Below are 25302 nucleotides of genomic sequence, written 5' to 3'. Positions count from 1 at the left end.
TCGGGCTCATTTCGGATGCCTCAGTCGCGGGTTCGCCAGGATCGACACCACGTCAGCAATCAGGTTCATCCCGATATAGACCGCCGCAAAGACCAGACCGCAGGCCTGCACCACCGGCACATCGCGCTTGGAGACATGGTCCACAAGGTACTGGCCCATGCCGGGATAGACAAAGACCACCTCGACGACGACAACGCCGACGACCAGATAGGCAAGGTTCAGCATCACCACATTGACCACCGGCGCAATCGCGTTCGGCAACGCATGGCGCGCGATGATGTTGATCGGGCGCAGGCCCTTCAACTCGGCCGTTTCGACATAGGCCGATTCCATCACGTTCAGGATCGCCGCCCGCGTCATCCGCATCATGTGGCCCAGCACGGTCAGCACAAGCACCAGCACTGGCAGCGCGATGACTTGCAGCTTTTCGCCCAGTGACATTCCGTCATGGATCGTCGCCAGCGATGGCAACCAGCGGACCTGCACCGACAGAAAGAAGATCGCGATATAGCCCAGCAGGAACTCGGGCACGGAAACCGTGGCAAGCGTGAAGGTGGAAATGACCTTGTCGGGCCAACGGTTCCGATAGCGCACCGCGATGATGCCCAGCACAATCGCCAGCGGTACGGCCACGACCGCCGCCCAGAACGCCAGAAACAGCGTGTTGCCCAGCCGCTTCCCCATCGAAGTGGCGATGTCCTGACCGTTGGACAGGGCCGTGCCAAGATCCCCCTGCAGCACCCCGCCGAACCACGAGAAGTAGCGGGTCAGCGGCGGTTCATTCAGCCCAAGCTGGGCGCGCAGGTTTTCAAGCGCCTGCGGCGTGGCGGATTGGCCAAGAATGTTCTGCGCCACATCACCCGGCAGGATTTCGGTGCCGACAAAGATCAGCACCGAAGCCGCCCAGAGGAGCAGGAGGCCCAGCGCAAGGCGCTGGGCGATAAGCTTTACGACGGGATGCATCCCGCCGTCAGGCCAACCAGCATTTCACACCGGCATAGCCGCCCATCATCTCGCCGTTCGGGTCATTGACCCAGCCCAGCGTGTCCGGCCCGTGCGCATCGATGAAATCGTTGAACATCGGGCAGATCAGGCCGCCTTCCTCGTGCAGGATGCGGGCCATCTCGCTGTACAGGCCCTTGCGCTTGGCCGTGTCCAGTTCGCCCCGCGCCTGCAGCAGCAGTGCATCAAAGCCGTCGTTGAAGAACCGGGTGTCGTTCCAGTCCGCGCTCGACAGGTAGGCCGTCGAATACATCTGGTCCTGCACCGGCCGCCCACCCCAGTACGAGGCGCTGAACGGCTGCGCGTTCCACACGTCGGACCAGTAGCCGTCCCCCGGTTCGCGCTTGATCTCAAGCGTGATGCCGGCCTTGGCCGCCGACTGCTGGAACAGCGCCGCCGCGTCGATGGCACCGGGGAAAGCCACGTCCGATGTCCGCAGCACAATGGGCGATCCGTCATGACCCGAGGCCTTGTAATGGAAGGCCGCCTTGTCGGGGTCATACATCCGCTGTTCCATCGTATCGTCGAACAGCGGGTAGGCCGCGTTGATCGGGATGTCGTTGCCAAGCCCGCCATAGCCCATCAGGATCTTGTCCAGCATCTCTTGCCGGTCGATGGCATATTTCAGCGCCAGCCGCAGGTCCTTGTTGTCGAAGGGCGCGGTGTTGCAATGCATGATGAACACATAATGCCCACGGCCCGACACGTTCTGCACCGTAACCCCGGGCGCGCGCTTGAGCAGGTCAGCGATCCGCGGCTCAACCCGGTTGATCATGTGGACCTGACCCGACTGCAGCGCCGTGGTGCGCGCGGTCGCGTCGTTGATCACCAGAATCTCGACGCTGTCGGCATGGGCGCGGTCGTCCATGAAGTAGTTTGCAAACCGCTCATACACATGGCGCACGCCGGGTTCGTTCACGATGGACTTGTAAGGCCCGGTCATGATGCCGTCGGCCGGGTTCTCCCGCCCGCCGCCGGGCTGCATCATCAGGTGATAGTCCGCCATAAGGTAGGGCAGGTCGGCGTTCGCCGTCGCCAGCGACACGGCAACATAGTCGCCATCCACCTTCATGCTTTCGATGCCCTGCATGATGCCCAGCGCACCGGATTGCGATGCCTCATCACTGTGGCGCTGCAGGGTGGCCAGCACGTCATCCGGCGTCAGGGTCTTGCCGTTGTGAAACTCCACCCCCTGACGGATCTTGAACATCCAGGTCTTGGCGTCCGGGCTGCTTTCCACGGATTCCGCGATCCGCATTTCCAGATTGCCTTCGCCGTCCACCTCGACCAGCGGGTCGCCGATCATGCGCAGGTTGGAATAGGGCACTTGGCTTGCCGCCAGCGCCGGATCAAGCGAGTTCGTGCTTTCCCCGCCCTGCAGGCCGATCTTCAGCGTGCCGCCCTTCTTGGGGCCCTCCGCCCGAACCGCCGTGGCCAGAACCGTGTTCGCCATCGCAGCAGACATGCCAAGCGCCGTCGCCCGGCCCAAAAACGCGCGTCGGCTGTAGGTTCCCTTTGCGGCGCGCGACAGCAGATACTTGAGTTCTTCGTTCATGACGGTCTCCCTGTAGGTGCTTTTTTCTTTGACTGACGAATCAATAACCCGATGAAGTGCCTTGCGGCAACGTTAACTTTACGCAGGAGTGTAAAAGCCATCAGACAAAGTCGCGTGGAACTTTGTGCGCGCTTGACCGATCGTGAACCACCGTCTCGCCTTCCCATGCGGTCAGTCGGCTGTGGAAATGCAGATGGGTCGCATCGCCCCACATCGTGGTCAGCGCCTCGGTCCGGACCGACCAGTCGCCGCGCGACAGCCGCTGCTGCCATGCAATCTCGGCCCGTGCCGACAGCGGGTCATCGGGCAGGATCGACCAGCGTTCGGACATCGTCCCCCCCGAAACCAGACCGTGGTCAAGGTTTTCGCTGTCGCCTTCGTCGGTCTCGACCACCAGCGTCACCCGCCCCCCGATCAGGTCCGTTTCCACCCGTCGCGCAGCCGTTCCGGCCCGCAAGACGCGGTGCCGCCACGCAGGGCCAGACTCCGCCGGTGGCGGAACCCAGTCGTCCCCGGTGCCCCCGTCATGGCAGGGCAGGTCCAGCGTTCCGGCCAGCAGCGTCAGCGTGGCCGCCTCGGGGCTGGGCCAGACGAAGGGCCAGTACGTCGTTGACAGCGAAAGCCGCAGCCGGTGCCCCCGCGCAAGGCGGTAGGCCATCTGGTCCAGCGTCACCCCGATCTCAAGCGGTTGGCCCATCGGCACGGGCGAAGGTGCCTCACGGCTGTCGCGGTGGCACAGGTTCAGCATCCCATGCGCGATCCGGACCGATGACCCGTCAGGGGCCACGTCGCACAGCCGCGCGATGACCAGCGCCTTCGGCTTGTCCGACATCAGGCGCAGGGTCAGCCGCGCCGCCCCGAACAGTTGCAGATCATCCACTAAAGGCGGCGTCTCGAAGCAGACCGCGCGCGCATCATCCCCAGCCTGATCCGCCGGCATCTCGGCATCCAGACCCATGGGAAAGAACTCTCCCGCCGCCAGCCCAAGCGTCTGCGGCGTGGCGATCTGCCGATCAAGCGCACCACCCGGACCGCCCAGCACAGACCTGGGCGACAGGGCCAGCGACGTCTGCGTGACACGGGCTGATGGCCACGTTGATTCAGCCACCCAATGCCCGGGTCGCTGCGCCGCACTGGCGTCGGGCGGGGCGGAATGCAGCACATAGGCGCGATAGGCCGGGTCGCCCTCGGCCCCGTTCGCGATGCCCTTCAGCCAGCGGTCCCACCAGCGCAGGGCGATCTGCAGGAAGCCCACCCGGGGGCCCGGCACGGCCATATGCGGATACTGATGCACCCATGGGCCGACAATCCCTTGCACAGGGACGGCAAGGTTGCGGACCAGATGGCTGACCGTGTTCATGTAATTGTCGGCCCAGCCACCGATTGACAGAACGGGCACCGCAATCGCCGACCAGTCCTCACAGACCGACCCGTGCTTCCAGTAATCATCGCGGGCCTGATGCCCGGCCCAGACCGGGGCCAGCGGCTGATCCGCCTCCAGCCGACGCAGCCACTGCGCGCGCCAGTCCGGCCACAAGTCCGGGTCCGGCGGGCGCGAGGAATAGGACAGCATCACCGCACCCCAGCCGACATTCTCGCCCAGAAGACAGCCGCCCTTGAAGTGGATGTCATCCTCGAACCGGTCGGCCGAGGAACAGACCGTCACCACTGCCTTCAGCGCAGGCGGGCGCAGGGCCGCTGTCTGCAGGCCGTTGAACCCGCCCCAGCTTTTGCCCATCATCCCGACCGAACCCGAGCACCATGGCTGCGCCGCAAGCCAGCCGATCACCTCGCAGGCGTCTGCAAGCTCTTGCTGGGTGTATTCATCGGTCAGGATTCCGTCACTGTCGCCAGTCCCGCGCAGGTCGACGCGGATGCAGGCATAGCCCCGCGCCGCCATGTAGGGATGCATGGTTTCATCCCGCGGCAGGGTGCCATCGCGCTTGCGATAGGGGATGTATTCAAGGATCGCAGGCACGGGAGCATCTGTGGCCGACTCCGGCATCCAGACCCGCGCCGCCAGTTGGCAGCCATCGGCCAGCGGAATGAACAGGTTCGGCGTGTCCCTGATCGGACCGGGTGTTGCTTGCATCAGGTGTTTCCCCCCATCAACTGCGGGCTCCCGTCCCGCACCTGCCGAACCCGCCCCCAGTGTCGCTTCGGCCCCAGCGGAATAAGCGCAGGGTTTGACACGCTGCGCAATCTGGACAGCCCCCTCCCGCACGGTCATGGCAGCAAGGCCACGGACCGGCAACTTGTTGACGATAGCGTTAAAAAGGGATGAACCTGCACATTCCTCGCGTTATAGTGGAATTGGTTCGGAAAATAGCGTTGGGCCCCTGTCTACCGGGCCGGAGCCGAGAGCTTGGGGAAAACCCAGGCCAGACGGGTCCAGGAAGACGCAAACTCGGAGGCGGCAGTGGTCGGCAAGTTCGTTTTCGGCATGCTCTCGGGCGGGGCTTTGGTTGCGGGTGGCTTCGTCATCGGCTCGGCTCTGTTCCCGCTGCAACCCTCGGCTGCAGCAAACGACCCAGCCCCCGTTGCGACCGACCCTGCCCCCGACCCTGTTCCGGCAGCGGCAACCACAGCGCCCGACCAACAGGCCGAGGCCGTGCCAGAACCGGATGCCGAAGCGGCCGAACCAGCCGCCGCCACGCCCCCGACAGCAGAAGCGGAACCCACGCCTGAACCCGCCCCGGACGTAGCCCCTGCCCCCACCGCCGACGCCGCCACCGCAGACGCCGCAGATGGGGCGACCACAGCCGAAGTCCCGGCCACGTCCCCGGCGGAACCGACACTCCCCGCAGCCGAAGCCGAAGCGGAAGACACCGTCAGCGACAGCCCACCCGTCGCCGAACCGGTTGCCGAGGCCCCGCCTGCCCCGGAACCGGCACCTGAACCGGAACCAACTCCCCCGGCAACCGCCGCCGTCGAAGCCGCCGATCCGCCGGTGATCGCCACCCCCGCCCCAGACAGTTCCGCCGAAACCACCCCGCCCGCCGTGGCCGAGGTCCCAAAGCCCGACGTACCGCCTGCGCCGCTGGCCCTGCCGCAGCTTGATGTGGATGCCGTCCTTGCGGCCCTTGACCAATCCACGGCGACCGTCCCCCCCGCGGCCCCAGTGGCTGCCGAACCAGAGGTTGCTGCAACAGCGCCAGCCGAACCAGAAGCCGCCGAACCGGAAATCCTGGCAGAAGCCGCGCCCGAGGCCGCTCCGCTGCCCGAACCAGCACCCGAGGTGGAGCCGGAGCTTGCTCCTGAACCCCAGCCCGAAGCCCCGGTTGCCGACGGCATGCCCGCCCCCGCGCTTGACGACAGCGCAACCGCCCGCCTGCCCGGCACGGTTGCCCCAGAGATGCCCGGCAACAAGCCGGACACCCTGCCCGGCACCGGCACGGACGAGGCGCTTCCAGAGCCCGAAGTTGCCATCCTGCCCGAACCGGACGCCGACACAGGGCCGGTCTTCAAACCAGCCCCGGGCCTTGGCGACGCAACCGATGGCGTGATCGTCGGACGTCTGCCGCGCATCGGCGACCCGCCCGCCACCGAAGCCGAAGCCGAACCGACCGAGGCTGAAGCAGCCCCCGTCGACGATCGCCCCATCGCCCAATTCGCGGCCACCTTCGAGAACCCCGATGCCAAGCCCGTGCTGGCCATCGTGCTGATCGACCCCGGCACCGCCGATCTTGACCGCGAAGGGCTGGCCGCCCTGCCCTTCCCGGTCAGCTTCGCGCTCGACCCGATGGACCCCGCCACCCCCGAACGCGCCGCGATCTACCGCGCGGCGGGCAAAGAGGTGGTGATGCTGGCCACCGGCATTGCGGACGGCGCGCAGGCATCCGACCTTGAGGTGGCGTTCCAGTCGATGGCGCAGGGCCTGCCCGAAGCCGTCGCCGTGATGGACCTGCCCGAGGTGGTGTTCCAGAACCGCCGCCCGCTGGCCAGCCTTGTGGTGCCCGTGGTCGGCGCGCAGGGCCGCGGCCTGCTCACTTGGGATCAAGGCCTCAACGCCGCCGATCAGGTCGCCCGCCGGGAAGATATCGCTGCAGCCGTGGTGTTCCGCGATCTCGCGTCAGCGGGCGCGGACAGTGCCGCGATCCGCCGTGTGCTGGACCGCGCCGTGTTCAAGGCCGGGCAGGACGGACGGGTTGCCGTCGCAGGGACCGCCTCGCCCGAGACGGTGGCCGCACTTCTGGAATGGACGGTCGAAGGCCGCGCCGCGACGGTTGCCATCGGCCCGCTGACCGCAGTGCTGACGATCGAATAAGACGGGTGTCAGGGCTGGATGAGTGGCCCTCAGGTATTCCCGCGACGGGTGAACAGGCCCGCATCCTCGGCCGCGCGGCGCAAGGCGTTGGATTTGTTCACCGTTTCCTGATATTCGGCCTCGGGGTCGCTGTCATAGACCACGCCGCCCCCAGCCTGAATATACAGGGTCTCATCCTTCAGCACGGCCGTCCGCAGCGCGATGCAGAAGTCCATCTCGCCATTGGCCGCGAAATAGCCCACGCCGCCGCCATAGATGCCGCGCTTCTCCGGCTCCAGCTCGTCGATGATTTCCATCGCGCGGACCTTGGGCGCGCCGGACACCGTGCCGGCAGGCAGCCCCGCGAGAAGGGCGGACAGGGCGTCCTCGCCCTCTGCAATCTCGCCCACCACGTTCGACACGATATGCATGACGTGGCTGTAGCGTTCGATGATGAAAGTCTCAGTCGGGCGCACGGTGCCAACCTTTGCCACCCGGCCCACGTCATTGCGGCCAAGGTCCAGCAGCATCAGATGCTCCGCCCGTTCCTTGGGGTCGGCCAGCAGGTCCGCCTCCAGCGCGCGGTCCTCTTCCGGCGTGGCCCCGCGTTTGCGCGTTCCGGCGATGGGGCGCACCGTCACCTGGCCGTCGCGCAGGCGGACAAGGATTTCCGGCGAGGCGCCCACCACCTGAAACCCACCGAAGTTGAAGAAGAACATGAAGGGCGACGGGTTGGTCCGGCGCAGCGACCGGTACAGCGCGAAGGGCGAAAGCTCGAACCTTTGCGCCCAGCGCTGGCTGGGAACGACCTGAAAGATGTCACCGGCGCGGATGTAGGACTTCGCCTTTTCCACCGCCGCCTTGTAGCCGTCATGCGTGAAGTTCGACTGCGGCGGGCCGACCGGTGCCACCTCGCCCAGATCCCGCGCGGCTGACGGCGCGCGGTCAAGGTCGCGCAGCGCGTCCATCACCCGCTCAGCCGCCTGCGCATAGGCCGCCCGCGCCGACAGGCCAGACCCGACCCATGCCGGCGACACCACGGTCACATCGCCCTTTACCCCATCCAGCACGGCCACGACCGACGGGCGCATCAGCACCGCATCAGGCAGGCCCAGCGGATCAGGGTTCATGTCCGGCAGATGTTCAACCAACCGGATCATGTCATAGCCCAGATAGCCGAACAGACCCGCAGCCACCGGCGGCAGACCTTCGGGCATCTCGATGCGACATTCCGCAATCAGCGCCCGCAGCGTTTCCAGCGGGTGCCCCGCAAGGTCGGTGAACGCCTGCCGGTCAAACCGCGCCTCGCGGTTGATGCGGCTTTGCGTGCCGTGGCACTGCCAGATCAGGTCGGGCTTCATGCCCACCACCGAATAGCGCCCCCGAACCTCACCCCCGGTCACCGATTCCAGCATGAAGGTTTCCGCCCGGGCATCGCCCAGCTTCAGCATCAGGCTGACCGGCGTATCCAGATCCGCCGCCAGCCGCGCCCAGACAATCTGGTTCTTGCCCGCGGCCCAGCCGGCCTCGAACGTGGCAAAGTCCGGCGACAGCTGCATCAGGGCAGGCTCGAATGAACGGCGTTGATAGCCGCCTGATCAATGCTGATCCCCGCTTCCGACGTCAGCGCCGTGGTGAAGGCGTTGAACGCGTCCGACGCGATGGCCTGTTCCGCCTGCGCCATCAGCGCCGCCTTCAGCGCCTCGGCATCGGCGCCTTCGCTGGCGGCGGGCAGGATCCGGTCCAGCCGCACGACGGCAACGAAATCACCGGCTTCGATCACCCGCACATCGCCTTCGGCCATTTTGAAGACATCCGGCAGCAGGCTGTCCGGCGTCCCGGCGATAAACCCGTCACGCGCGGTTTCCGGGGTCACGTCGACAATGCCGAAGCTGCCGATGGTCGCACCGCCCTCGATCGCGGCCTTGATCTCAATCGCGCGGTCCGACAGCGCCTTGGTCAAGGCATCGGCACGCCAGGCTGCGGCCACATCCTCACGCGCCTCGTCAAACGGGATCGGTGCCGAGGGCACGATCTCGTCCAGACGCAGGGCCACGAGGCCGCCATCTTCCAGAATGATCGCCTCGGGGAAATCGCCCTCGGCCACTGCATCCGCTGCGGCGCGGAACGCGGGATAGCCTTCGATCACCTCATCGCCCTGCAGTCCCGGCACATAGTCCACCGTCGCCAGCGCCAGACCTGCATCGGCGACAAGGTCTTCCAAAGTGGCGCCACTGGCCAAAAGGTCATCGACCACCTCCACCTTGTCCGAGATTAGCCGCCGTGCGGCGTCGGTCTGGATTTCGATGGCCAAAGTCTCGCGCGCTTCTTCAAAGGTCGTTTCCTCGGCGGCAAGGACGGCCGCGACCCGGAACAGCGCCGGGCCAAGATCGGTCGGCAAGGGGCCGACGACGGCCCCCTCTTGCGTGGCGAACACCGCTTCGCCCGCATCGTCCAGATCCTCGCGGGTCACGTCGCCCATGTCGATAGCGTCCAGCGTAAGACCACGGGCGGTGACAAGGGTCTCGAAGGCCTCGCCTGCGTCAAGCTGCGCCCGCGCCGCATCCGCCGCCGCCTGATCGGGATAGATCAGCCGTTCGACCAGCCGACGTTCCGGCACGACAAATTCCTCGATCCGGTCTTCATAAATCTGCTTCAGGACGGTTTCATCCACCGGCTGCTCTGCAGCAATCGCCTCGGGCAGCAGGGCGGCGTAGGTGATGCGCTTGGCCTCGGGCTTGGTGAAGACCGCGATGTTGTCCGAGTGATAGGCCGTCAACTCGGCCTCGGTCGGTTCGGGCACCGGGGTCGTCAGATCCGCCTCGCCCAGCCGAAGCATGGAAAACCCGCGCCGTTCGGCGGCCCAGGCATAAAGCGTGTCGGTCAGCGGCGCAGGTGCGGTGAACCCGCCGACGATGACGCCCTGAAGCAATTCCCGCGTGATGTCGCGGCGCAGGCCCGTCTCAAACTCCGCCTCGGACTGGTTGTTGCGGTCCAGCGTGAAGCGATACGCCTCACGGTCGAAGGTTCCGGCCACACCCTTGAACGCGTCCATCGCCGTCAGTTCCGCCGCCACCACCGCATCGCCAACGGACAGCCCCACCCGCTCGGCCTCGTTGTCAAGCGAGGCCCGCACGATCAGACCCTGCAGCACTTGCCGATCCAGCCCGAAGGCCAGCGCCTCCTGTGCCGAAACCGGCTGGCCGATCTGCTGCGAAAACGCGTTCAGCTGGCCCTGAAAGGCGCGGGCATAATCATCTGTGGTGATCTCGGCATCGCCGACCTGGCCCACGGTGGTGACCCCGCCGGAAAAGCTGGTGACCCCAAAGCCGCCAAGGCCCACGATCAGCATCGACAGCATGACCCAGACGGCAGCCTCTTTGGCCTTGCTTTTCGGGCGCTTCACTTCGTCGTCCGGGGTCTTCGCCATGGGTCTGCCTTTGGGTTTCACTGGCCAAGGTGAATAGAGCGAAGGGGTCGGGGGGGCAAGATCAAGATCACCCAGGCCCGGAATCGCTGAAGGTCACGTTTCGGTCAGGGCGTGAAGGCCGCAAGCCTGCGGAACATCTCGGCAATGCCTGTGGCATCGACATTGGCAAAGGCGATGCGGATCTGACGCTTGCCGGCCGCCGACCCTTCGGGCTGAAACATCGTCCCCGGCAGCATCAAAAGCGAGGCTTCGCTGACCAGACGCTTGCAAAGCGCGTCACTGGCGAGGTCGAACGGGTGCTCCACATAGGCGAAATAGGCCCCGCAGCCAAGCAGCTTCCACCCCGGCAGGGCATGAAACCCCTCGGTCATCGCGCGGCGACGCGACAGGATTTCATCGCGTTCCCCGGCCACCCACTGGCCAAGGTTCCGCATCCCCCAAAGCGCGCCGATCTGGCCCAGCTGGCCGGGGCAGATGGCGACGGTGTCCAGAAACTTCTCCACCTCGGCCAGCCGCGCCTCCGAGGCGACGACAGCCCCCACCCGGTGCCCGGTCAGCCGGTAAGCCTTTGAAAAACTGTACAGATGGATGAACGTGCCGGCCCAGTCGGGATCGGTGAACAGATCATGCGGCGCGCCAGTCCGGCTGTCGAAATCGCGGTAGGTCTCGTCCACGATCAGGGCCAGGCCCCTGGCCTGCGCCAGATCGCGGAAGGCACGCAGCGTCTCTGCCGGATATTCCACCCCGCCCGGATTGTTCGGGCTGACCAGCACGATCGCCTTCGTCCGCTCCGTGATCAGCGCCGCCGCAACCTCGGCGTCGGGGATCAGCGTGGCGCCCGTGTCCAGCGGGACGGTGGTGACCGAGGCCATGTCCAGCCACATCTTGTGGTTGAAATACCACGGCGTCGGCAAGATCACCTCATCCCCCGGACCGGCCAGTGTGGCCATGATCGCGGTGAAGGCCTGATTGCAGCCTTGGGTGATCGCCACCTGTGCTGCGGCAATTTCCCCCCCGTAGGCGGCGGACCATTGCATCGCAATCTCTTCCCGCAGCGCCGGAAGGCCCAGCACCGGCCCATAAAGATGCGCGTTGGGATCGTTCAGCGCCGCCTCGGCCAAGGCCTGCCGCAGGCCAAGCGGCGGGCTTTCAACCGGGGCGGCTTGGCTGACGTTGATCAGCGGCCGGTCGGCGGGATGCGTCACGCCCAAAAGCCAGCGCCGCGCCTCCATGACCGGCGGCGGTTCAGTCGCGGCGAAGGCGGGGTTCAGGGGCAGGGTCAAGTGGCAAACTCCTCGTGCGCTTCGCTTCTCGTCGTGGGGCGCCCTCGCGATGAGCGCATGAAATGCGACGAAGAGCGGTCAGTCAGTGCCGCGCATCGGCTGGACGTATTGCAAGGCCATGTCCCAGGGAAAGAAGATCCAGGTGTCCTGACTGACTTCGGTGATATAGCTGTCAACCATCGGCTTGCCCGAGGGCTTGGCATAGACCGTTGCGAAATGCGCACGCGGGTAAAGCTTGCGGACCAGTTCCAAGGTCTTGCCGGTATCGACCAGATCATCGACGATCAGGATGCCGGTCCCGTCGCCCATCAGGTCTTCCTGCGGCGACTTGGTCACCCGCGCCTCGGTCTGGGCCTGATGATTGTAGCTTTTCACGCTGATCGTATCGACAACCCGGATGTCCAGCTCGCGGCTGACAATCATCGCCGGGACCAATCCGCCCCGGGTGATGCCGACCACGGCCTTCCACGCCCCACCCTCACCCGGGCCCTTGCCATCCAGCCGCCAGGCCAGCGCACGCGAATCGCGGTGGATCTGGTCCCAGCTGACATGGAACCCCTTTTCATGCGGCAGGCGTTCGGCAGACATGGGTCGCACTCCTTCAGGTGGCGGCAATCTTGATCCCCAGCAGGGCGAGCAAGCCGCCAAAGCTGCGGTCGATGATGGTTTTCAGGCTGATATAGCGGGTCCGCGTCCGATCCAGCGAAAAGATGCGGGCGACAAGGGTGTTCCACAGCGTCTCGGCCGCGAAGATCACGGCCAGAAGGGCAAGGTAGATCCAAAGCGGCGTGCCCTGCGGCACGGTGCCAAGGAAGATGGCGGAAAACATCACGGCGGGCTTGGGGTTCGCAAGCTGGGTGAACAGGCCCAGCCGGAAGGCCATCAGGCCGGACCGCGGCACAGATCTTCCCTCGCCCGTGGCGATGGGCGACGTCGCACCCTGCCAGAGCTGCCATGCCATCCACAGAAGATAGGCCGCCCCCCCGATCTTGAGCGCCCAGAGAAGCGCGGGCGCCACGGCGAACACAAGGTTCAGCCCGAACATCGCTGCACTGGCCCAGACCACCGCCCCGGCCCCGATGCCCAGCGACAGCAGGAACCCGGTGCGCATGCCTTCGGTCAGCCCGGTCCGCGCCGACATGATCACCGCAGGCCCCGGAGAGATCGCCGCAAAGACGACGAGGCCCACGAAGATCATGAAGGCGGAAAGCGTCACTGACCGCCCTCTTTCTTCCCCGTCACGATGTCGATGTCCGGCGCGTCGATCGCCTTCATGCCGACGACATGATAGCCCGCATCGACATGCAGGTTTTCGCCCGTCGTGCCCGACCCAAGGTCCGACAGCAGGTAAAGTGCCGCCTTGCCCACCTCTTCCTGCGTCACGTTGCGGCGCAGGGGAGAGTTCAGCTCGTTCCAGCGCATGATATAGCGGAAGTCGCCGATGCCAGAGGCCGCAAGCGTCTTGATCGGCCCGGCGCTGATCGCGTTGACGCGGATGCCGTCCTTGCCCAGATCCTCGGCCAGATACTTGACCGATGCCTCAAGCCCGGCCTTGGCCACACCCATCACGTTGTAATGCGGCATCACCTTTTCGGCGCCGAAATAGGTCAGCGTCAGCAGGCTGCCACCCGGACCCATCATCGCGGCGGCGCGCTGGCAGACGGCGGTGAAGCTGTAGACCGAAATGTCCATCGCCAGCGTGAACCCAGCCCGCGAGGTATCGACATAGCGGCCGCGCAGTTCGCTTTTGTCCGCAAAGCCGATGGCATGGACCAGAAAGTCAATCTGACCCCATTCAGACTGCAGTGCCTGAAACAGCGCGTCGATGCTGGCGTCGCTGGCCACGTCACATTCGAAGAGTTTCGGCGTCCCCAGGCTGGCGGCCAGAGGTTCCACCCGTTTCTTCAGCGCTTCACCCTGATACGAGAAGGCCAGTTCCGCCCCCTGCCCGGCAACCGCCTGAGCGATCCCCCAGGCAATGGACTTGTCGTTCGCAAGGCCCATGATCAGCCCGCGCTTGCCTTGCATCAGTCCGGTTGACATTCCTGACCCCTAGCCCACCTTTGCTTTGGTTTCGACGTGTAGGCGAAGCCGGGCTTTCCTTCAAGGCAGGTCCTTAGCACCTCGGCAAGGAGTTTCAGGGTGGACCGCAACGGCATCTTCGCAGGCGACGATCCCTTCGCGCTGGCCCAAAGCTGGCTGGCCGAGGCCGAGGGTCTGGAACCCAACGACCCGAATGCCATCGCTCTGGCCACGGTGGATGCCAGCGGCCTGCCCAACGTCAGGATGGTGCTTTTGAAGGAAATCGAAAGCCAGGCCTTCGTGTTCTACACCAACTACGACTCGCGCAAGGGCCAGGAAATCGCCGCCTCGGGCAAGGCGGCCTTCGTCCTGCACTGGAAAAGCCTGCGCCGCCAGATCCGCGTCCGGGGCCTGACCGAACGTGAGGACGGCCCGAAGGCGGACGCCTATTACGCCAGCCGCAGCCTCAAGTCCCGGCTTGGCGCCTGGGCCTCGCAACAGTCCCGGCCGCTGTCCTCACGCGAAGCGCTGATGGCCGAGGCCGCGAAGGTCGGCGTGACCAAGGGCCCGAACCCACCGCGCCCACCCTTCTGGGGCGGATTCCGCATCCTGCCGCTGGAAATCGAATTCTGGGCCGACGGTGCCTTCCGGTTGCACGACCGGTTCCGCTGGTCGCGCGAAACGCCTGAGTCACCCTGGACGACCCAAAGACTTAATCCCTAGTTTTGACACAGTTAGGTCACACGCTACCTTACTGGTGCGGATTCCCACTTGAACCTGCCCAAGTTATCGTCGCATTTGACGCGCTCAAGGGCTCATTCTGGGGAGAAGGCTCTGCATATGACGGACGACGAAGAGGTCATGCAGATCGTGCATGGTCGGGTGAAGTGGTTTGATCCTTCCAAAGGATTTGGTTTCATTGTTTCCGACGACACAGAAGTAGATATCCTGCTGCACGCGAACGTGCTCAGGAATTATGGCCAAGGTTCAGTGGCCGATGGCGCGGGCATCGTTGTGCGCGTCCAGCAGACCCAACGCGGCGTGCAAGCCGTTGAAGTCGTGCGCATAGACCCGCCGGAAGGCGTGGTGTTTCCGCTTGCCGACGAAGCCGGGCAGATGCTGGGGGCCGACATCCTGGCCCTCCCGATGGAGCCTGCCCGCGTCAAGTGGTTCGACAAGGGCAAGGGCTTCGGTTTTGCCAATGTGTTTGGCCGTGCCGAAGACGTATTCATTCATGCAGAAGTGCTGCGCGTCTCGGGCTTTGCCGATCTCGGCGCGGGCGAGGCTGTCGCCCTGCGCATCATCGACGGTCGCCGGGGCCGGATGGCCGTGCAGGTCGTCTCGTGGGAAGCCGCCACGCGCGGCACAACCTGATGCGCACCCTGTGGCTTGCCGCTTTCCTTGCCATGTCGCCCATGGCGGCGCTGGCGCAGGCGGCCTGCGCGCCGGACCGGGTTGATCTGCGATGGGCCGACGGGCGCGAAAGCTTTGCGGTTGAACTGGCAGATTCGCCGGAAGAACGGGCGCGCGGGCTGATGTTCCGCCCGCAGCTTGACCCAGGCTCTGGCATGCTGTTCGTCTACGAAAGCCCGCGCCGCGCCCAGTTCTGGATGAAGAACACCCTCATCCCGCTGGACATGATCTTTGCCGACGGGACCGGCCGCGTCACGCAGGTGCATTCCGATGCCGTCCCGGGCGACCTGACGCCAATCGACGGCGGGCCGGGCGTGGTCTTCGTCCTGGAAATCAACGGCGGCCTTGCCGAACGTCTGGGCATCGCCCCGGGTGCCGATCTGCGCCACCCCGCCGTGCCGTCGGACAGCGCCGTCTGGCCCTGCGAAGACTAAGGCTTTTCAATCCGCTGGTTTCCCTTTATGGGGTCCTTCGTCGGGGCGTAGCGCAGCCTGGTAGCGCGACGGTTTTGGGTACCGTAGGTCGAGAGTTCGAATCCCTCCGCCCCGACCACTTCCACCACACCACTTTTCTTCATGGCCTTGTCCCCTGCCCCTCTGACCCGCATATGATGCGGTAAAGTGGAGCGGACATGACCCTTACCTTCGACAACAGCTATGCGCGCGACCTTCCCGGCGCCTATTTGCGTCTGGCACCCGATGCGGCACCTGCCCCCCGCCTTCTGGCGTGGAACGCCCCGCTTGCAGCCAACCTTGGCCTGACGCTGGACGAATCGGATGCCGCAAGCTGGTTTTCCGGCGCCACCCTGCCCCCGGGGGCGGACCCCATCGCCCAAGCCTATGCCGGTCACCAGTTCGGTGGCTTTTCCCCGCAGCTGGGTGACGGTCGGGCGCATCTTCTGGGCGAAATCCTTGCCCCCGATGGCCGCCGCTTCGATCTTCAACTGAAAGGATCCGGCCGCACGCCGTTTTCCCGGGGGGGCGATGGCAAGGCCGCAATCGGCCCGATGCTGCGGGAATATCTGATTTCCGAAGCGATGGCCGCGCTTGGCGTCCCAACCACCCGGTCCCTTGCCGTTGTGGCCACGGGCGAAGAGATCTGGCGCGAAACCAAACTCCCCGGTGCGGTCCTGACCCGCATCGCCTCCAGCCATCTGCGCGTCGGCACCTTCCAGTTCTTCGCCGCCCGGGGCGACAAGGCGCAACTTAAGGCGCTGGCCGACTATACCATCGCCCGGCATGACCCGGCGCTGGCAACCGCAGACCAGCCCTACCTTGCCTTTCTCGATGCCGTCATCGGCAGGCAGGCCAAGCTGATTGCGCAGTGGATGGGGCTTGGCTTCATCCATGGTGTGATGAACACCGACAACATGGCCATCTCGGGCGAAACGATCGACTATGGTCCCTGCGCCTTCATGGAAGGCTACGCCCCCGGCACGGTGTTTTCCTCGATCGACCATCAGGGGCGCTATGCCTATGCCAACCAGCCGCTGATCCTTGGCTGGAACCTCGCGCGTCTGGCCGAAACGCTGGTGCCGCTGATCGACCCCGATCCAGACCGTGCGGTCGACCTTGCCAATGATCTGTTGAACGGCATCGCCAGCCGCTACCGGACGGAATGGACCACCGTCATGCGCCACAAACTTGGCCTTCCGGGCGAAGACGCAGGCGACGCAGCCCTTGCTGACGACCTGCTGGCTGCGATGGAAGGGGCCGACTGGACCCTGACCTTCCGCCGTCTGGCCGACCCGGCAAAGCTTCGCCCGCTTGTAGAGGATTTCCGCGCGATGGAGGCATGGTTGCCCCGCTGGCAAGCCCGTGCCGGGGATGGCGTGGCCCACCGCCTCGCACAGGCGAACCCCGCCGTGATCCCCCGCAATCACAAGGTGGAAGAGGCCCTGGCCGCCGCCACCGCCGGTGACATGGCCCCCTTCCACGCCCTTCTGTCTGCCATCCAGCAGCCCTTTGTCGAAAACGAAACCTTCATGCTGCCCGCCCCGTCAGGCTTTGGCAGCTATGTCACCTACTGCGGCACCTGAGTTGACGGAAAGGGCCTGCCCCGTCACTCTGCCCGCATGAACACCCGCTCGGATATCCACGACCGCCTTGCCGCAAGCCTTCGGGCCGCGCGCAAGGCGCGCGGGCTGTCGCTTGACGCGGCGGCGAAACTGTCCGGGGTCAGCCGGTCCATGGTCAGCCAGATCGAACGCGGGGAAAGCAGCCCCACCGTCGCCACGCTCTGGGCCCTGACCCAGGCCCTACAGCTTGATTTCGCAGGCCTTCTGGAAGGCCGCCCCGCCCCGGGGATCGAGGTAACCCGCGCCGGATCGGCCCCGGTCATCAACCGCAGCGGCGTCCATATCCGCATCCTCTCCGCCCCCGAAAGCGTCGGCAGCCATGAGGTCTATGAACTGGCCTTCGCCACCGGTGCCCGCCTGACATCAGACGCCCACAGCCCCGGCTGCCGTGAGCATCTGACCGTGCTCGAAGGGCGGCTCTCCGTCGGATCGGGCGAGGCGGTCGAGGCGCTGGGACCCGGCGACGTGGCCCGCTACCCCGCAGACCGCCAGCACGAGATTGCCACCTTGGACGGACCCGCCCGCGCGATCCTGATCGTGCAGGACAGCTGAACCGCCGGAAGCGGGGGTTTCACACCCCCGCACCCCCGTGGGATATTTGGAGAAGAGAAAGACGCCCGCCGCTTTAACGGAAATTCATCCGCTAAGTTGACGGACGGCCACCGATCTGCAATATTCCGTGAAACCGGAGGGGAATCTGTGATGACGGACAAAACTGCATTCCTGGACCACATCTCCTCAACCCTGGCCGGGATCGAAGCTGAGGGGCTCATCAAGCGCGAACGCCTGATCACCGGCCCGCAAGGGGCGCATGTGGCGATGGCCGGGCGGCAGATGCTGAACCTCTGCGCCAACAACTACCTTGGTCTGGCCGACGACCCCCGCCTGATCGCCGCCGCCAAGGCCGCGATGGACGACCACGGGTTCGGCATGGCTTCGGTCCGGTTCATCTGCGGCACGCAAGACCTGCACCGTCAGCTGGAGGAACGTCTGGCGCGGTTCCTTGGCCAGGAGGACAGCATCCTCTTCGCCGCCTGTTTCGATGCCAACGGCGGGCTGTTCGAACCGCTGCTGGGCCCGGAAGACGCCGTGATCTCGGACAGCCTGAACCACGCCAGCATCATCGACGGCATCCGCCTATGCAAGGCCAAGCGCTACCGCTACGCCAATTCCGACATGGGGGATCTTGAGGCCCAGCTGAAGGCGGCACGCGCCGATGGCGCAAGGTTCATCCTGATCGCCACCGATGGTGTGTTCTCGATGGACGGCTATTTCGCCAACCTGCCGGACATCCGCGCGCTGGCCGACCGATATGGCGCGCTGGTCATGGTGGATGACTGCCACGCCACCGGCTTTGTCGGCCCGCAGGGCCGTGGCACCCCGGCGCGGGCGGGGGTGGCGGTGGACCTTTTGACCGGCACGCTGGGCAAGGCGCTTGGCGGCGCGCTTGGCGGCTATATCGCCGGTCCCCAGCCCGTCATCGACCTTCTGCGCCAGCGGGCCCGGCCCTACCTTTTCTCCAACGCCCTGCCCCCTGCCGTGGTCGGCGCTGCCCTTGCCGCGTTGGAGATCGTGGAAGCGGCAGACGACCTGCGGGCGCAACTGACCGCCAACGCCGCCTACTGGCGCGCGGGCCTGACCGACGCAGGCTTCACCCTCCTGCCGGGCGATCATCCGATCATCCCCGTGATGCTGGGCGATGCAAAACTGGCGCAAGCCATGGCCGCCGACCTGTTCCAGCGCGGCGTCCATGTCGCCGGGTTCTTCTTTCCGGTCGTGCCAAAGGGCCAAGCCCGCATCCGCACCCAGATGAACGCGGCGCTTACGACCGAAGACCTCGACGTCGCCCTCGACGCCTTCACCGCCGCAGGCAAAGCCACCGGAGTTCTGAAATGACCAATGAAATGAAGGCTCTGGTAAAAGCGCGCGCCGAACCCGGCCTCTGGATGGAAACCCGCCCGGTGCCTGAGATCGGGCCCGATGACGTGCTGATCAAGATCAACAAGACCGGCATCTGCGGCACGGACATCCACATCTGGAACTGGGACGACTGGGCGCAGAAGACCGTGCCCGTGCCCCTTGTCACCGGCCACGAATTCGCGGGTGAGATTGTCGAGATCGGCCGCAATGTCGAAGGCCTGACCATCGGCCAGCGCTGTTCGGGCGAAGGCCACCTGATCGGCAAGACCTCCCGCCAAAGCCGGTCGGGCAAGTTCCACCTTGACCCCGAAACCCGTGGCATCGGCGTCAACGAACCCGGGGCCTTCGCGCAATACCTGCGCCTGCCCGCCTTCAACGTCGTCCCCCTGCCCGATGCGATTGACGATGAAATCGGCGCGATCCTTGATCCCTTGGGCAATGCCGTCCACACCGCGCTTTCCTTCGACCTGATCGGCGAGGATGTCCTCATCACCGGCGCAGGCCCCATCGGCATCATGGCCGCCGCCGTCGCCCGCCATGTCGGCGCGCGGCATGTGGTCATCACCGACATCAACCAGGCCCGGCTGGACCTTGCGGCACAGGTGGCCGACGTGGTGCCCGTGAACGTCGCCACGACGGACCTGCGGTCGGTCTACCCATCGCTCAAGATGTCGCAAGGCTTTGATGTCGGGATGGAAATGTCCGGCAGTCAGCAGGCGCTCGACCAGATGGTCGAACACATGGTCATGGGCGGTCGCATCGCCATGCTGGGCATCCCGCCCGGCAAATCCCCGGTGGACTGGAGCAGGATCGTCTTCAAGGCCATCACCATCAAGGGCGTCTACGGGCGTGAGATTTTCGAGACCTGGTACAAGATGATCGCCATGCTGGAAAACGGCCTCGACATCCGCCGGGTCATCACCCATCGCTTCCCGGTCGACCGCTTCATCGACGGCTTTGACGCCATGCGCTCAGGCCTGTCGGGCAAGGTAGTGCTGGACTGGACGTAAGATGGCGCGCCTGCCCTGCCCCTGCTGCCAACTGCCGACGCTGACCGAACGCGGAGGCTACGACATCTGCCCGGTCTGCTGGTGGGAGGATGACGGCCAGGACGACACCGACGCCGACCTCGTCCGCGGCGGCCCGAACGGGCCCTATTCGCTGACCCGCGCCCGGGCCAATACCCGCGACCACGGCGATATGTACGCCCCTGGCACCGGCATCGACGCCGTGCGTACACCGACCGCTGAACGGCTGGCCCTCCTCGACCTTGCACGGCAGATGTGGTCGGGCAAGCTCCCGATCGACGAAACCCGCCTGCAAAGCCTGATCGCGGCGCAGCGCACAAGCCTCACCTGACCACCGCTCTCCCTGACCACCGCTTTCCCTTCGCCAAATATCCCCGCCGGAGGCGACCCGAGCTTTTCTGCGTCCTTCACGCAGAAAGGCGAGACAAAAGGTCTTCGCGCCGAACGGCGCTCAATCTGAAAGCCGCCCCAAACCGCCTGACTGGTGAATTTCCTCAGACGGCCTGTCCCCTGCGCCTCCCCTTCCCCGACCGTGGGGACGGGCTGGGGGTGGGGGGCAAAGCCTCTTCATCCGGATCGCCCCGAACTGGCCCCAGCGTTAACCCGCCGCTAACCATTTTCTGTCGACCTTGCAGGGGTCAGGCAAGGGGAGCCGCTTCATGAATTCATCACACCCCGCAGGCTTCGCCGAAGCCCCGGCCGCCGCCTTCCGGGAAAATGGCCCTGCGACTTCCCCCTCGGCCGGGACCATCGTCGAAGGCAAGCGCTTCCGCGTCCGCACCCTGCGTCTGGAACCGGGCGAGGCGACGATGCTGGAAACGCATCTCCACCGCACCGAACACTGGGTCGTGGTCGAAGGCACCGCCAAAGTGACCCTGGGCAGCCAATCGCGCCTTGTGGGTGAGGGTGAGGCCGCGCTGATCCCGCTCGGCCAGCGCCACCGTCTGGAAAACCCGGGTCGCATGGCCGTGTCCCTGATCGCCATCGAGACCGGCCCTTACCTCTGCGACGACGACGCGTTCCGCCACGACTGAAAACCCGGCCTGTCCTGCGGTCTTGCGACACTGGTCCCGGCACGGCGCAACCGAAGACAACAAGGCGCCCGCCACATGGTAAAGACCATGTAAACGCCATCGGACAAGTCCTTGATTTTGTTGCGCCCGACTTTTGTCCCTTCCCGGGACACCGCCCCAACCCCCGGTTTACACCGCCCCCGGCATCGGCGATAACCCCTTATCCCGACCGAACGGATGCTTGGCCATGCTCCTCCTGATCGACAACTATGACAGCTTCACCTACAACCTCGTCCACTATCTGGCCGAGCTTGGCGCCGAGGTGGTCGTCAAGCGCAACGACGCGCTTGAGGTGCAGGATGTGGTCGCGATGCGGCCCGAGGTGATCGTCCTCTCTCCCGGCCCCTGCGACCCCGCCGCCGCCGGGATCTGCCTGCCGCTGACCAAGGCCGCCGCCGCCGCCGAAATCCCGCTGCTTGGCGTCTGCCTTGGCCACCAGACCATTGGCGAGGCGTTTGGCGGCAAGGTCATCCGCTGCCACGAGATCGTGCACGGCAAGATGGGAACCATGCACCACGCCGGCACCGGCGTGTTTCGCGGCCTGCCGTCGCCGTTTCAGGCCACGCGCTATCATTCCCTCGTCGTCGAACGTGAAAGCCTGCCGCCCGAGTTGGAGGTGACCGCGTGGCTGGAAGACGGCACGATCATGGGTCTGCGCCACAAGCACCATCTGATCGAAGGCGTCCAGTTCCACCCCGAGTCGATCGCGTCGGAACACGGCCACCAGCTTCTGCGCAATTTTCTGGACGAGGCCCGCGCCAGGGTTCCGGCATGAGTGAGGTTCTCAAACCCCTGATCGGCATCGCCGCCACCCGCCCCCTGACCCGGGCCGAGGCCGAGGCCGCCTTCAACGCCCTGTTCGAAGGTCAGGGAACACCCGCGCAAATGGGCGGTTTCCTCATGGCGCTGCGGACACGCGGCGAGACGGTGGACGAATACGCCGCCGCCGCAAGCGTGATGCGGGCGAAATGCCTGCCCGTCACCGCGCCGGAGGGGGCCATGGACATCGTCGGCACCGGCGGTGATGGGAAGGGCACGCTGAACATCTCCACCGCCACGGCCTTCGTTGTGGCGGGCGCGGGGGTCACTGTCGCCAAGCACGGCAACCGCAATCTTTCCTCCAAATCCGGTGCGGCAGACGCGCTGACCGAGATGGGCCTGAACGTCATGGTCGGCCCCGAGGTGGTGGAGCGTTGTCTGGCCGAGGCCGGGATCGGCTTCATGATGGCGCCGATGCACCACCCCGCGATCCGCCATGTCATGCCGGTCCGCGCCGAACTTGGCACCCGCACGATCTTCAACATCCTTGGCCCGCTGACCAACCCCGCCGGGGTGAAGCGTCAGCTGACCGGGGCGTTTTCGGCGGCACTGATCCGCCCGATGGCCGAAACCCTGCTGAAACTCGGGTCGGTCAAGGCATGGCTGGTGCATGGCTCTGACGGGACCGACGAAATCTCCATCGCGGGGCCGACCAGCGTGTCGGCCGTCGAGGAGGGCGCAGTGCGTGATTTCACGCTGCACCCCGAGGATGCAGGGCTTGCCCCCCACCCGTTCGAGGCGATCCTGGGCGGCACGCCGGCCGAAAATGCGGCCGCCTTCCGGGCGCTTCTCGACGGCGCGCCGGGGGCATACCGCGATGCGGTCCTGATGAACGCGGCTGCCGCCCTTGTGGTCGCAGACCATGCCGCCAGCCTGTCTGAAGGCGTGGCCCAGGCCCGCGCGTCAATCGATTCTGGCGCTGCCCGCGCCAAGGTTCAGGCGCTTGCCCGCCTGACCAATGCCTGAGGGGGCCCTGATGAGCACGATCCTTGACCGCATCAAGACCTACAAGCTTGAGGAGGTGGCCAAACTCAAGGCCAGCACCAGCCTTGCCGATCTTGAGGCTGCCGCCCAAGCCGCCGCCCCGCCGCGCGGCTTTGCCCGCGCCCTGCGCGACGCCGCCACAAGCGGCTATGGTCTGATCGCCGAGATCAAGAAAGCCAGCCCCTCCAAAGGGTTGATCCGTGCCGACTTTGACCCCCCGGAACTGGCCAAGGCCTATGAGGCTGGCGGGGCGACCTGCCTTTCCGTCCTGACTGACGGTCCATCCTTCCAAGGCGCCGACGCCTATCTTATGGCCGCGCATGACGCCGTTGACCTGCCCTGCCTGCGCAAGGATTTCCTTTATGACCCATGGCAGGTCACCCAGTCGCGCGCGCTGACTGCCGATTGTGTGCTGCTGATCATGGCCTCATTGGACGATGGTCAGGCGGCCGAACTGGAACAGGCCGCGTTCGACCTTGGGATGGATGTCCTGATCGAAGTGCATGATGAGGCAGAACTGGACCGTGCCGCGCTGTTGAAATCACCCCTTATCGGGATCAACAACCGCAACCTGCACAGCTTTGAAGTGACGCTGGACACCACCCGCCGCCTTGCGCGCAGGGTGCCCGAAGATCGGCTGATCGTGGCTGAAAGCGGGCTTTACACCCCCGATGACCTTGCCGACCTTGCCCAGTACGGTGCGAGGTGCTTCCTGATCGGCGAAAGCCTGATGCGGCAGCCCGATGTGGCCGCTGCCACGCGCGCCATCCTGTCGCGCCCGCTGACCGCGCAGGGCGGGCTATGAGCGGGCTGACCCATTTCGACGATCACGGACAGGCCCATATGGTCGATGTGTCGGGCAAGCCGGTTACCGACCGGATCGCCATCGCCGAAGGCCAAGTGCGGATGACGGCGGAAACCCTGACGCTGATCACCGAAGGACGGGCCAAGAAGGGCGATGTTCTGGCCGTGGCCCGTCTGGCCGGGATCATGGCGGCCAAGAAGACTGCCGATCTGATCCCGCTTTGTCACCCGCTGCCGATCACCAAGGTGGCGCTTGACCTGACGCCGGACAGCGATCTGCCCGGGATCAGGATCACGGCCACGGTGAAGACCTCGGGCCAGACCGGGGTGGAGATGGAGGCGCTGACGGCGGTGTCGGTCGCGGCGCTGACGGTCTATGACATGGTCAAGGCGGTGGAGCGGTCGATGCAGATCGACGGGATCCGTCTTGTCGTCAAAGATGGCGGTAAATCAGGCCGTTACGAGGCAGAGTGATGATTTCGGTTGAAGATGCCTTGCGGCATTGTCTTGCCATGGCGGCACCCTTGCCCGCCGAAACCGTCCCCCTTGCCCAGGCTGCCGGGCGCTGGATGTGTGCGCCCGCCGTCGCCACCCGCGACCAGCCGCCCTTTGCCGCCTCGGCCATGGATGGCTATGCGGTGCAAGGCGACCCCTTGGCCGGTGACAGCTTTGCCGTGGTGGGCGAGGCTGGGGCCGGCCACGCCTTTACCGGCACTTTGGCGGCGGGCGAGGCGCTGCGCATCTTCACCGGCGCGCCGATTCCAGACGGGGCCACACGGGTGGTCATTCAGGAGGATGTGGACCGTAGCGGCGACCGGATCACCCTGCGCGCGGGGGCTGATACTGGCACCCACATCCGCCCGCAGGGCCAGGATTTCCGTGTGGGGGACAGTCTTGCCCCCCGCCGCCTGCGCCCGGCTGACGTAGCACTTCTGGCGGCGATGAACATTCCTGCCGTCCCGGTGACCCGCCGCCCGGTCGTGGCGCTGATCGCCACGGGGGATGAGTTGGTGATGCCGGGCGAAAACCCGCAGCCGGACCAGATCATCGCGTCGAACAGCTTTGCGCTGAAGGCGATGGTCGAGGCGGAGGGCGGCACCGCCCGGCTTCTGCCAATCGCCCGCGATACCGAGGCGGAGCTTGCGACGGTGCTGGCGCTAGCGGAGGATGCGGACCTGATCGTGACGATCGGCGGCGCGTCGGTTGGCGAGCATGATCTTGTCGGCCGGGTCGCGGGGCTGGAGCGCGCGTTCTGGAAGATCGCGATGCGCCCTGGCAAGCCGCTGATCGCCGGGCGGCTGAACGGGGTGCCGATGCTGGGGCTGCCGGGCAATCCGGTGTCGGCCATCGTGTGCGGGCATCTTTTCCTGCTGCCAATGGTGCGGGCGATGCTGGGCGATCCTGCGCCGGCACCAAGGCCGCTTCAGGCGCGACTGGCGGTGGATCTGCCCGCCAACGGTCCCCGGGCGCATTACATGCGGGCCAGACTGTCGGTCGCCGACGGCCTTCCGACGATCACGCCATTCGACCGGCAGGATTCAGCACTTCTGTCGATCCTTGGGGCAGCGGACGCCCTTTTGATCCGACCGGTGGCGGATGGCCCGCGCAGCGCTGGCAGCATGGTGCAGTACCTGCCGCTGTAGGGT

General features: G+C 65.8%; 24 protein-coding genes and 1 tRNA gene. 16 read left to right on the top strand and 9 right to left on the bottom strand.

All coding sequences use genetic code 11. The annotated features are described in order from the left end of the window. Positions 1 to 6: 6 nt before the first annotated feature. The 3 genes from EI545_RS18565 to EI545_RS18555 all read right to left on the bottom strand — a co-directional run bounded on the left by EI545_RS18565 (position 7) and on the right by EI545_RS18555 (position 4649). Positions 7 to 963, bottom strand: a complete 957-nt coding sequence (locus EI545_RS18565) for an ABC transporter permease (RefSeq protein WP_125326859.1) — start codon at positions 961 to 963, stop codon at positions 7 to 9. Positions 964 to 970: 7 nt separating this feature from the next. Further along, the gene (locus EI545_RS18560; protein ID WP_125326857.1) at positions 971 to 2557 is read right to left on the bottom strand and encodes an ABC transporter substrate-binding protein; all 1587 of its coding nucleotides are present in this window, start codon (positions 2555 to 2557) and stop codon (positions 971 to 973) included. A gap of 100 nt (positions 2558 to 2657) precedes the next feature. Further along, positions 2658 to 4649, bottom strand: a complete 1992-nt coding sequence (locus tag EI545_RS18555) for a CocE/NonD family hydrolase (protein ID WP_125326855.1) — start codon at positions 4647 to 4649, stop codon at positions 2658 to 2660. A 273-nt stretch (positions 4650 to 4922) separates the two neighbouring features. Here EI545_RS18555 and EI545_RS18550 point away from each other — a divergent pair, with 273 nt between their 5' ends. Beyond that, positions 4923 to 6824 (top strand): divergent polysaccharide deacetylase family protein, encoded by a 1902-nt coding sequence (locus tag EI545_RS18550; protein ID WP_125326853.1) that lies wholly within the window; start codon positions 4923 to 4925, stop codon positions 6822 to 6824. A 29-nt stretch (positions 6825 to 6853) separates the two neighbouring features. Here EI545_RS18550 and trpE read toward each other — a convergent pair whose 3' ends face one another. The 6 genes from trpE to fabI all read right to left on the bottom strand — a co-directional run bounded on the left by trpE (position 6854) and on the right by fabI (position 13559). Next, positions 6854 to 8362 carry an anthranilate synthase component I gene (trpE, locus tag EI545_RS18545; RefSeq protein ID WP_125326851.1) on the bottom strand — a complete coding sequence of 503 codons (1509 nt, stop codon included), beginning with the start codon at positions 8360 to 8362 and terminating at the stop codon, positions 6854 to 6856. Continuing rightward, on the bottom strand, positions 8362 to 10233 hold the full coding sequence (locus EI545_RS18540; RefSeq protein WP_125326849.1) for a peptidylprolyl isomerase: 1872 nt from the start codon (positions 10231 to 10233) through the stop codon (positions 8362 to 8364). The genes trpE and EI545_RS18540 overlap by 1 nt, the downstream gene beginning before the upstream one ends. 104 nt (positions 10234 to 10337) lie before the next feature. Next, positions 10338 to 11516 (bottom strand): aminotransferase, encoded by a 1179-nt coding sequence (locus tag EI545_RS18535; protein WP_125326848.1) that lies wholly within the window; start codon positions 11514 to 11516, stop codon positions 10338 to 10340. Positions 11517 to 11594: 78 nt separating this feature from the next. Further along, positions 11595 to 12104 carry a xanthine phosphoribosyltransferase gene (gene gpt / locus EI545_RS18530; RefSeq protein WP_125326846.1) on the bottom strand — a complete coding sequence of 170 codons (510 nt, stop codon included), beginning with the start codon at positions 12102 to 12104 and terminating at the stop codon, positions 11595 to 11597. 13 nt (positions 12105 to 12117) lie between these two features. After that, the gene (locus EI545_RS18525; protein ID WP_425471606.1) at positions 12118 to 12732 is read right to left on the bottom strand and encodes a LysE family translocator; all 615 of its coding nucleotides are present in this window, start codon (positions 12730 to 12732) and stop codon (positions 12118 to 12120) included. Continuing rightward, a complete protein-coding gene (gene fabI / locus EI545_RS18520; protein ID WP_125326844.1) occupies positions 12729 to 13559 on the bottom strand; it encodes an enoyl-ACP reductase FabI in 831 nt (276 codons plus the stop codon). The genes EI545_RS18525 and fabI overlap by 4 nt, the downstream gene beginning before the upstream one ends. Positions 13560 to 13658: 99 nt before the next feature. Here fabI and pdxH point away from each other — a divergent pair, with 99 nt between their 5' ends. The 15 genes from pdxH (at position 13659) to EI545_RS18445 (ending at position 25299) form a co-directional block, all read left to right on the top strand. Then, the gene (gene pdxH, locus EI545_RS18515) at positions 13659 to 14261 is read left to right on the top strand and encodes a pyridoxamine 5'-phosphate oxidase (protein WP_125326842.1); all 603 of its coding nucleotides are present in this window, start codon (positions 13659 to 13661) and stop codon (positions 14259 to 14261) included. A 117-nt stretch (positions 14262 to 14378) separates the two neighbouring features. Continuing rightward, positions 14379 to 14912, top strand: a complete 534-nt coding sequence (locus EI545_RS18510) for a cold-shock protein (protein WP_125327703.1) — start codon at positions 14379 to 14381, stop codon at positions 14910 to 14912. Beyond that, entirely contained in the window at positions 14912 to 15385 is a 474-nt protein-coding gene (locus EI545_RS18505) for a DUF192 domain-containing protein (RefSeq protein WP_125326840.1), read from the top strand. Before EI545_RS18510 ends, EI545_RS18505 begins: the two co-directional genes overlap by 1 nt. Before the next feature lie 41 nt (positions 15386 to 15426). After that, positions 15427 to 15503, top strand: a tRNA-Pro gene (locus EI545_RS18500). 79 nt (positions 15504 to 15582) lie between these two features. Beyond that, a complete protein-coding gene (locus EI545_RS18495) occupies positions 15583 to 16989 on the top strand; it encodes a protein adenylyltransferase SelO (protein WP_125326838.1) in 1407 nt (468 codons plus the stop codon). A gap of 36 nt (positions 16990 to 17025) precedes the next feature. Then, entirely contained in the window at positions 17026 to 17580 is a 555-nt protein-coding gene (locus EI545_RS18490; RefSeq protein WP_125326836.1) for a helix-turn-helix domain-containing protein, read from the top strand. A gap of 150 nt (positions 17581 to 17730) precedes the next feature. Continuing rightward, positions 17731 to 18924, top strand: a complete 1194-nt coding sequence (locus tag EI545_RS18485; RefSeq protein ID WP_125326835.1) for a glycine C-acetyltransferase — start codon at positions 17731 to 17733, stop codon at positions 18922 to 18924. Between the two features lie 8 nt (positions 18925 to 18932). Beyond that, positions 18933 to 19958, top strand: coding sequence for an L-threonine 3-dehydrogenase (gene tdh, locus EI545_RS18480; protein WP_125327701.1), 1026 nt, complete (start codon positions 18933 to 18935; stop codon positions 19956 to 19958). Between the two features lies 1 nt (position 19959). After that, a complete protein-coding gene (locus EI545_RS18475; protein WP_125326834.1) occupies positions 19960 to 20307 on the top strand; it encodes a CPCC family cysteine-rich protein in 348 nt (115 codons plus the stop codon). 328 nt (positions 20308 to 20635) lie between these two features. Then, positions 20636 to 21010 carry a cupin domain-containing protein gene (locus EI545_RS18470; RefSeq protein ID WP_125326832.1) on the top strand — a complete coding sequence of 125 codons (375 nt, stop codon included), beginning with the start codon at positions 20636 to 20638 and terminating at the stop codon, positions 21008 to 21010. A gap of 226 nt (positions 21011 to 21236) precedes the next feature. Next, positions 21237 to 21824, top strand: a complete 588-nt coding sequence (locus EI545_RS18465; protein ID WP_125326830.1) for an anthranilate synthase component II — start codon at positions 21237 to 21239, stop codon at positions 21822 to 21824. Beyond that, entirely contained in the window at positions 21821 to 22834 is a 1014-nt protein-coding gene (gene trpD / locus EI545_RS18460) for an anthranilate phosphoribosyltransferase (RefSeq protein WP_125326829.1), read from the top strand. The genes EI545_RS18465 and trpD overlap by 4 nt, the downstream gene beginning before the upstream one ends. Before the next feature lie 10 nt (positions 22835 to 22844). After that, the gene (gene trpC, locus EI545_RS18455) at positions 22845 to 23657 is read left to right on the top strand and encodes an indole-3-glycerol phosphate synthase TrpC (RefSeq protein ID WP_125326827.1); all 813 of its coding nucleotides are present in this window, start codon (positions 22845 to 22847) and stop codon (positions 23655 to 23657) included. Continuing rightward, positions 23654 to 24130, top strand: a complete 477-nt coding sequence (gene moaC / locus EI545_RS18450; protein ID WP_125326825.1) for a cyclic pyranopterin monophosphate synthase MoaC — start codon at positions 23654 to 23656, stop codon at positions 24128 to 24130. Before trpC ends, moaC begins: the two co-directional genes overlap by 4 nt. Next, positions 24130 to 25299, top strand: a complete 1170-nt coding sequence (locus EI545_RS18445; RefSeq protein WP_125326824.1) for a molybdopterin molybdotransferase MoeA — start codon at positions 24130 to 24132, stop codon at positions 25297 to 25299. The genes moaC and EI545_RS18445 overlap by 1 nt, the downstream gene beginning before the upstream one ends. Positions 25300 to 25302: the final 3 nt, after the last annotated feature.

Origin of the sequence: Tabrizicola piscis (genome assembly GCF_003940805.1) — a bacterium.
Taxonomy (GTDB): Bacteria; Pseudomonadota; Alphaproteobacteria; order Rhodobacterales; family Rhodobacteraceae; genus Tabrizicola; species Tabrizicola piscis.
Note: the sequence above shows the minus strand (reverse complement) of the source record. Positions and strands in the feature narration are given on the sequence as shown.

What these genes read in the sequence shown, in the direction of transcription:
- EI545_RS18565 (WP_125326859.1), bottom strand. Translation starts at nt 963, where the DNA reads ATGCATCCCGTCGTAAAGCTTATCGCCCAGCGCCTTGCGCTGGGCCTC.
- EI545_RS18490 (WP_125326836.1), top strand. Translation starts at nt 17,026, where the DNA reads ATGAACACCCGCTCGGATATCCACGACCGCCTTGCCGCAAGCCTTCGG.
- trpC (WP_125326827.1), top strand. Translation starts at nt 22,845, where the DNA reads ATGAGCACGATCCTTGACCGCATCAAGACCTACAAGCTTGAGGAGGTG.
- tdh (WP_125327701.1), top strand. Translation starts at nt 18,933, where the DNA reads ATGAAGGCTCTGGTAAAAGCGCGCGCCGAACCCGGCCTCTGGATGGAA.
- EI545_RS18445 (WP_125326824.1), top strand. Translation starts at nt 24,130, where the DNA reads ATGATTTCGGTTGAAGATGCCTTGCGGCATTGTCTTGCCATGGCGGCA.
- EI545_RS18475 (WP_125326834.1), top strand. Translation starts at nt 19,960, where the DNA reads ATGGCGCGCCTGCCCTGCCCCTGCTGCCAACTGCCGACGCTGACCGAA.
- EI545_RS18540 (WP_125326849.1), bottom strand. Translation starts at nt 10,233, where the DNA reads ATGGCGAAGACCCCGGACGACGAAGTGAAGCGCCCGAAAAGCAAGGCC.
- EI545_RS18555 (WP_125326855.1), bottom strand. Translation starts at nt 4,649, where the DNA reads ATGCAAGCAACACCCGGTCCGATCAGGGACACGCCGAACCTGTTCATT.
- EI545_RS18510 (WP_125327703.1), top strand. Translation starts at nt 14,379, where the DNA reads ATGACGGACGACGAAGAGGTCATGCAGATCGTGCATGGTCGGGTGAAG.
- EI545_RS18485 (WP_125326835.1), top strand. Translation starts at nt 17,731, where the DNA reads ATGACGGACAAAACTGCATTCCTGGACCACATCTCCTCAACCCTGGCC.
- EI545_RS18495 (WP_125326838.1), top strand. Translation starts at nt 15,583, where the DNA reads ATGACCCTTACCTTCGACAACAGCTATGCGCGCGACCTTCCCGGCGCC.
- gpt (WP_125326846.1), bottom strand. Translation starts at nt 12,104, where the DNA reads ATGTCTGCCGAACGCCTGCCGCATGAAAAGGGGTTCCATGTCAGCTGG.
- EI545_RS18560 (WP_125326857.1), bottom strand. Translation starts at nt 2,557, where the DNA reads ATGAACGAAGAACTCAAGTATCTGCTGTCGCGCGCCGCAAAGGGAACC.
- EI545_RS18470 (WP_125326832.1), top strand. Translation starts at nt 20,636, where the DNA reads ATGAATTCATCACACCCCGCAGGCTTCGCCGAAGCCCCGGCCGCCGCC.
- fabI (WP_125326844.1), bottom strand. Translation starts at nt 13,559, where the DNA reads ATGTCAACCGGACTGATGCAAGGCAAGCGCGGGCTGATCATGGGCCTT.
- moaC (WP_125326825.1), top strand. Translation starts at nt 23,654, where the DNA reads ATGAGCGGGCTGACCCATTTCGACGATCACGGACAGGCCCATATGGTC.
- trpD (WP_125326829.1), top strand. Translation starts at nt 21,821, where the DNA reads ATGAGTGAGGTTCTCAAACCCCTGATCGGCATCGCCGCCACCCGCCCC.
- EI545_RS18505 (WP_125326840.1), top strand. Translation starts at nt 14,912, where the DNA reads ATGCGCACCCTGTGGCTTGCCGCTTTCCTTGCCATGTCGCCCATGGCG.
- EI545_RS18465 (WP_125326830.1), top strand. Translation starts at nt 21,237, where the DNA reads ATGCTCCTCCTGATCGACAACTATGACAGCTTCACCTACAACCTCGTC.
- trpE (WP_125326851.1), bottom strand. Translation starts at nt 8,362, where the DNA reads ATGCAGCTGTCGCCGGACTTTGCCACGTTCGAGGCCGGCTGGGCCGCG.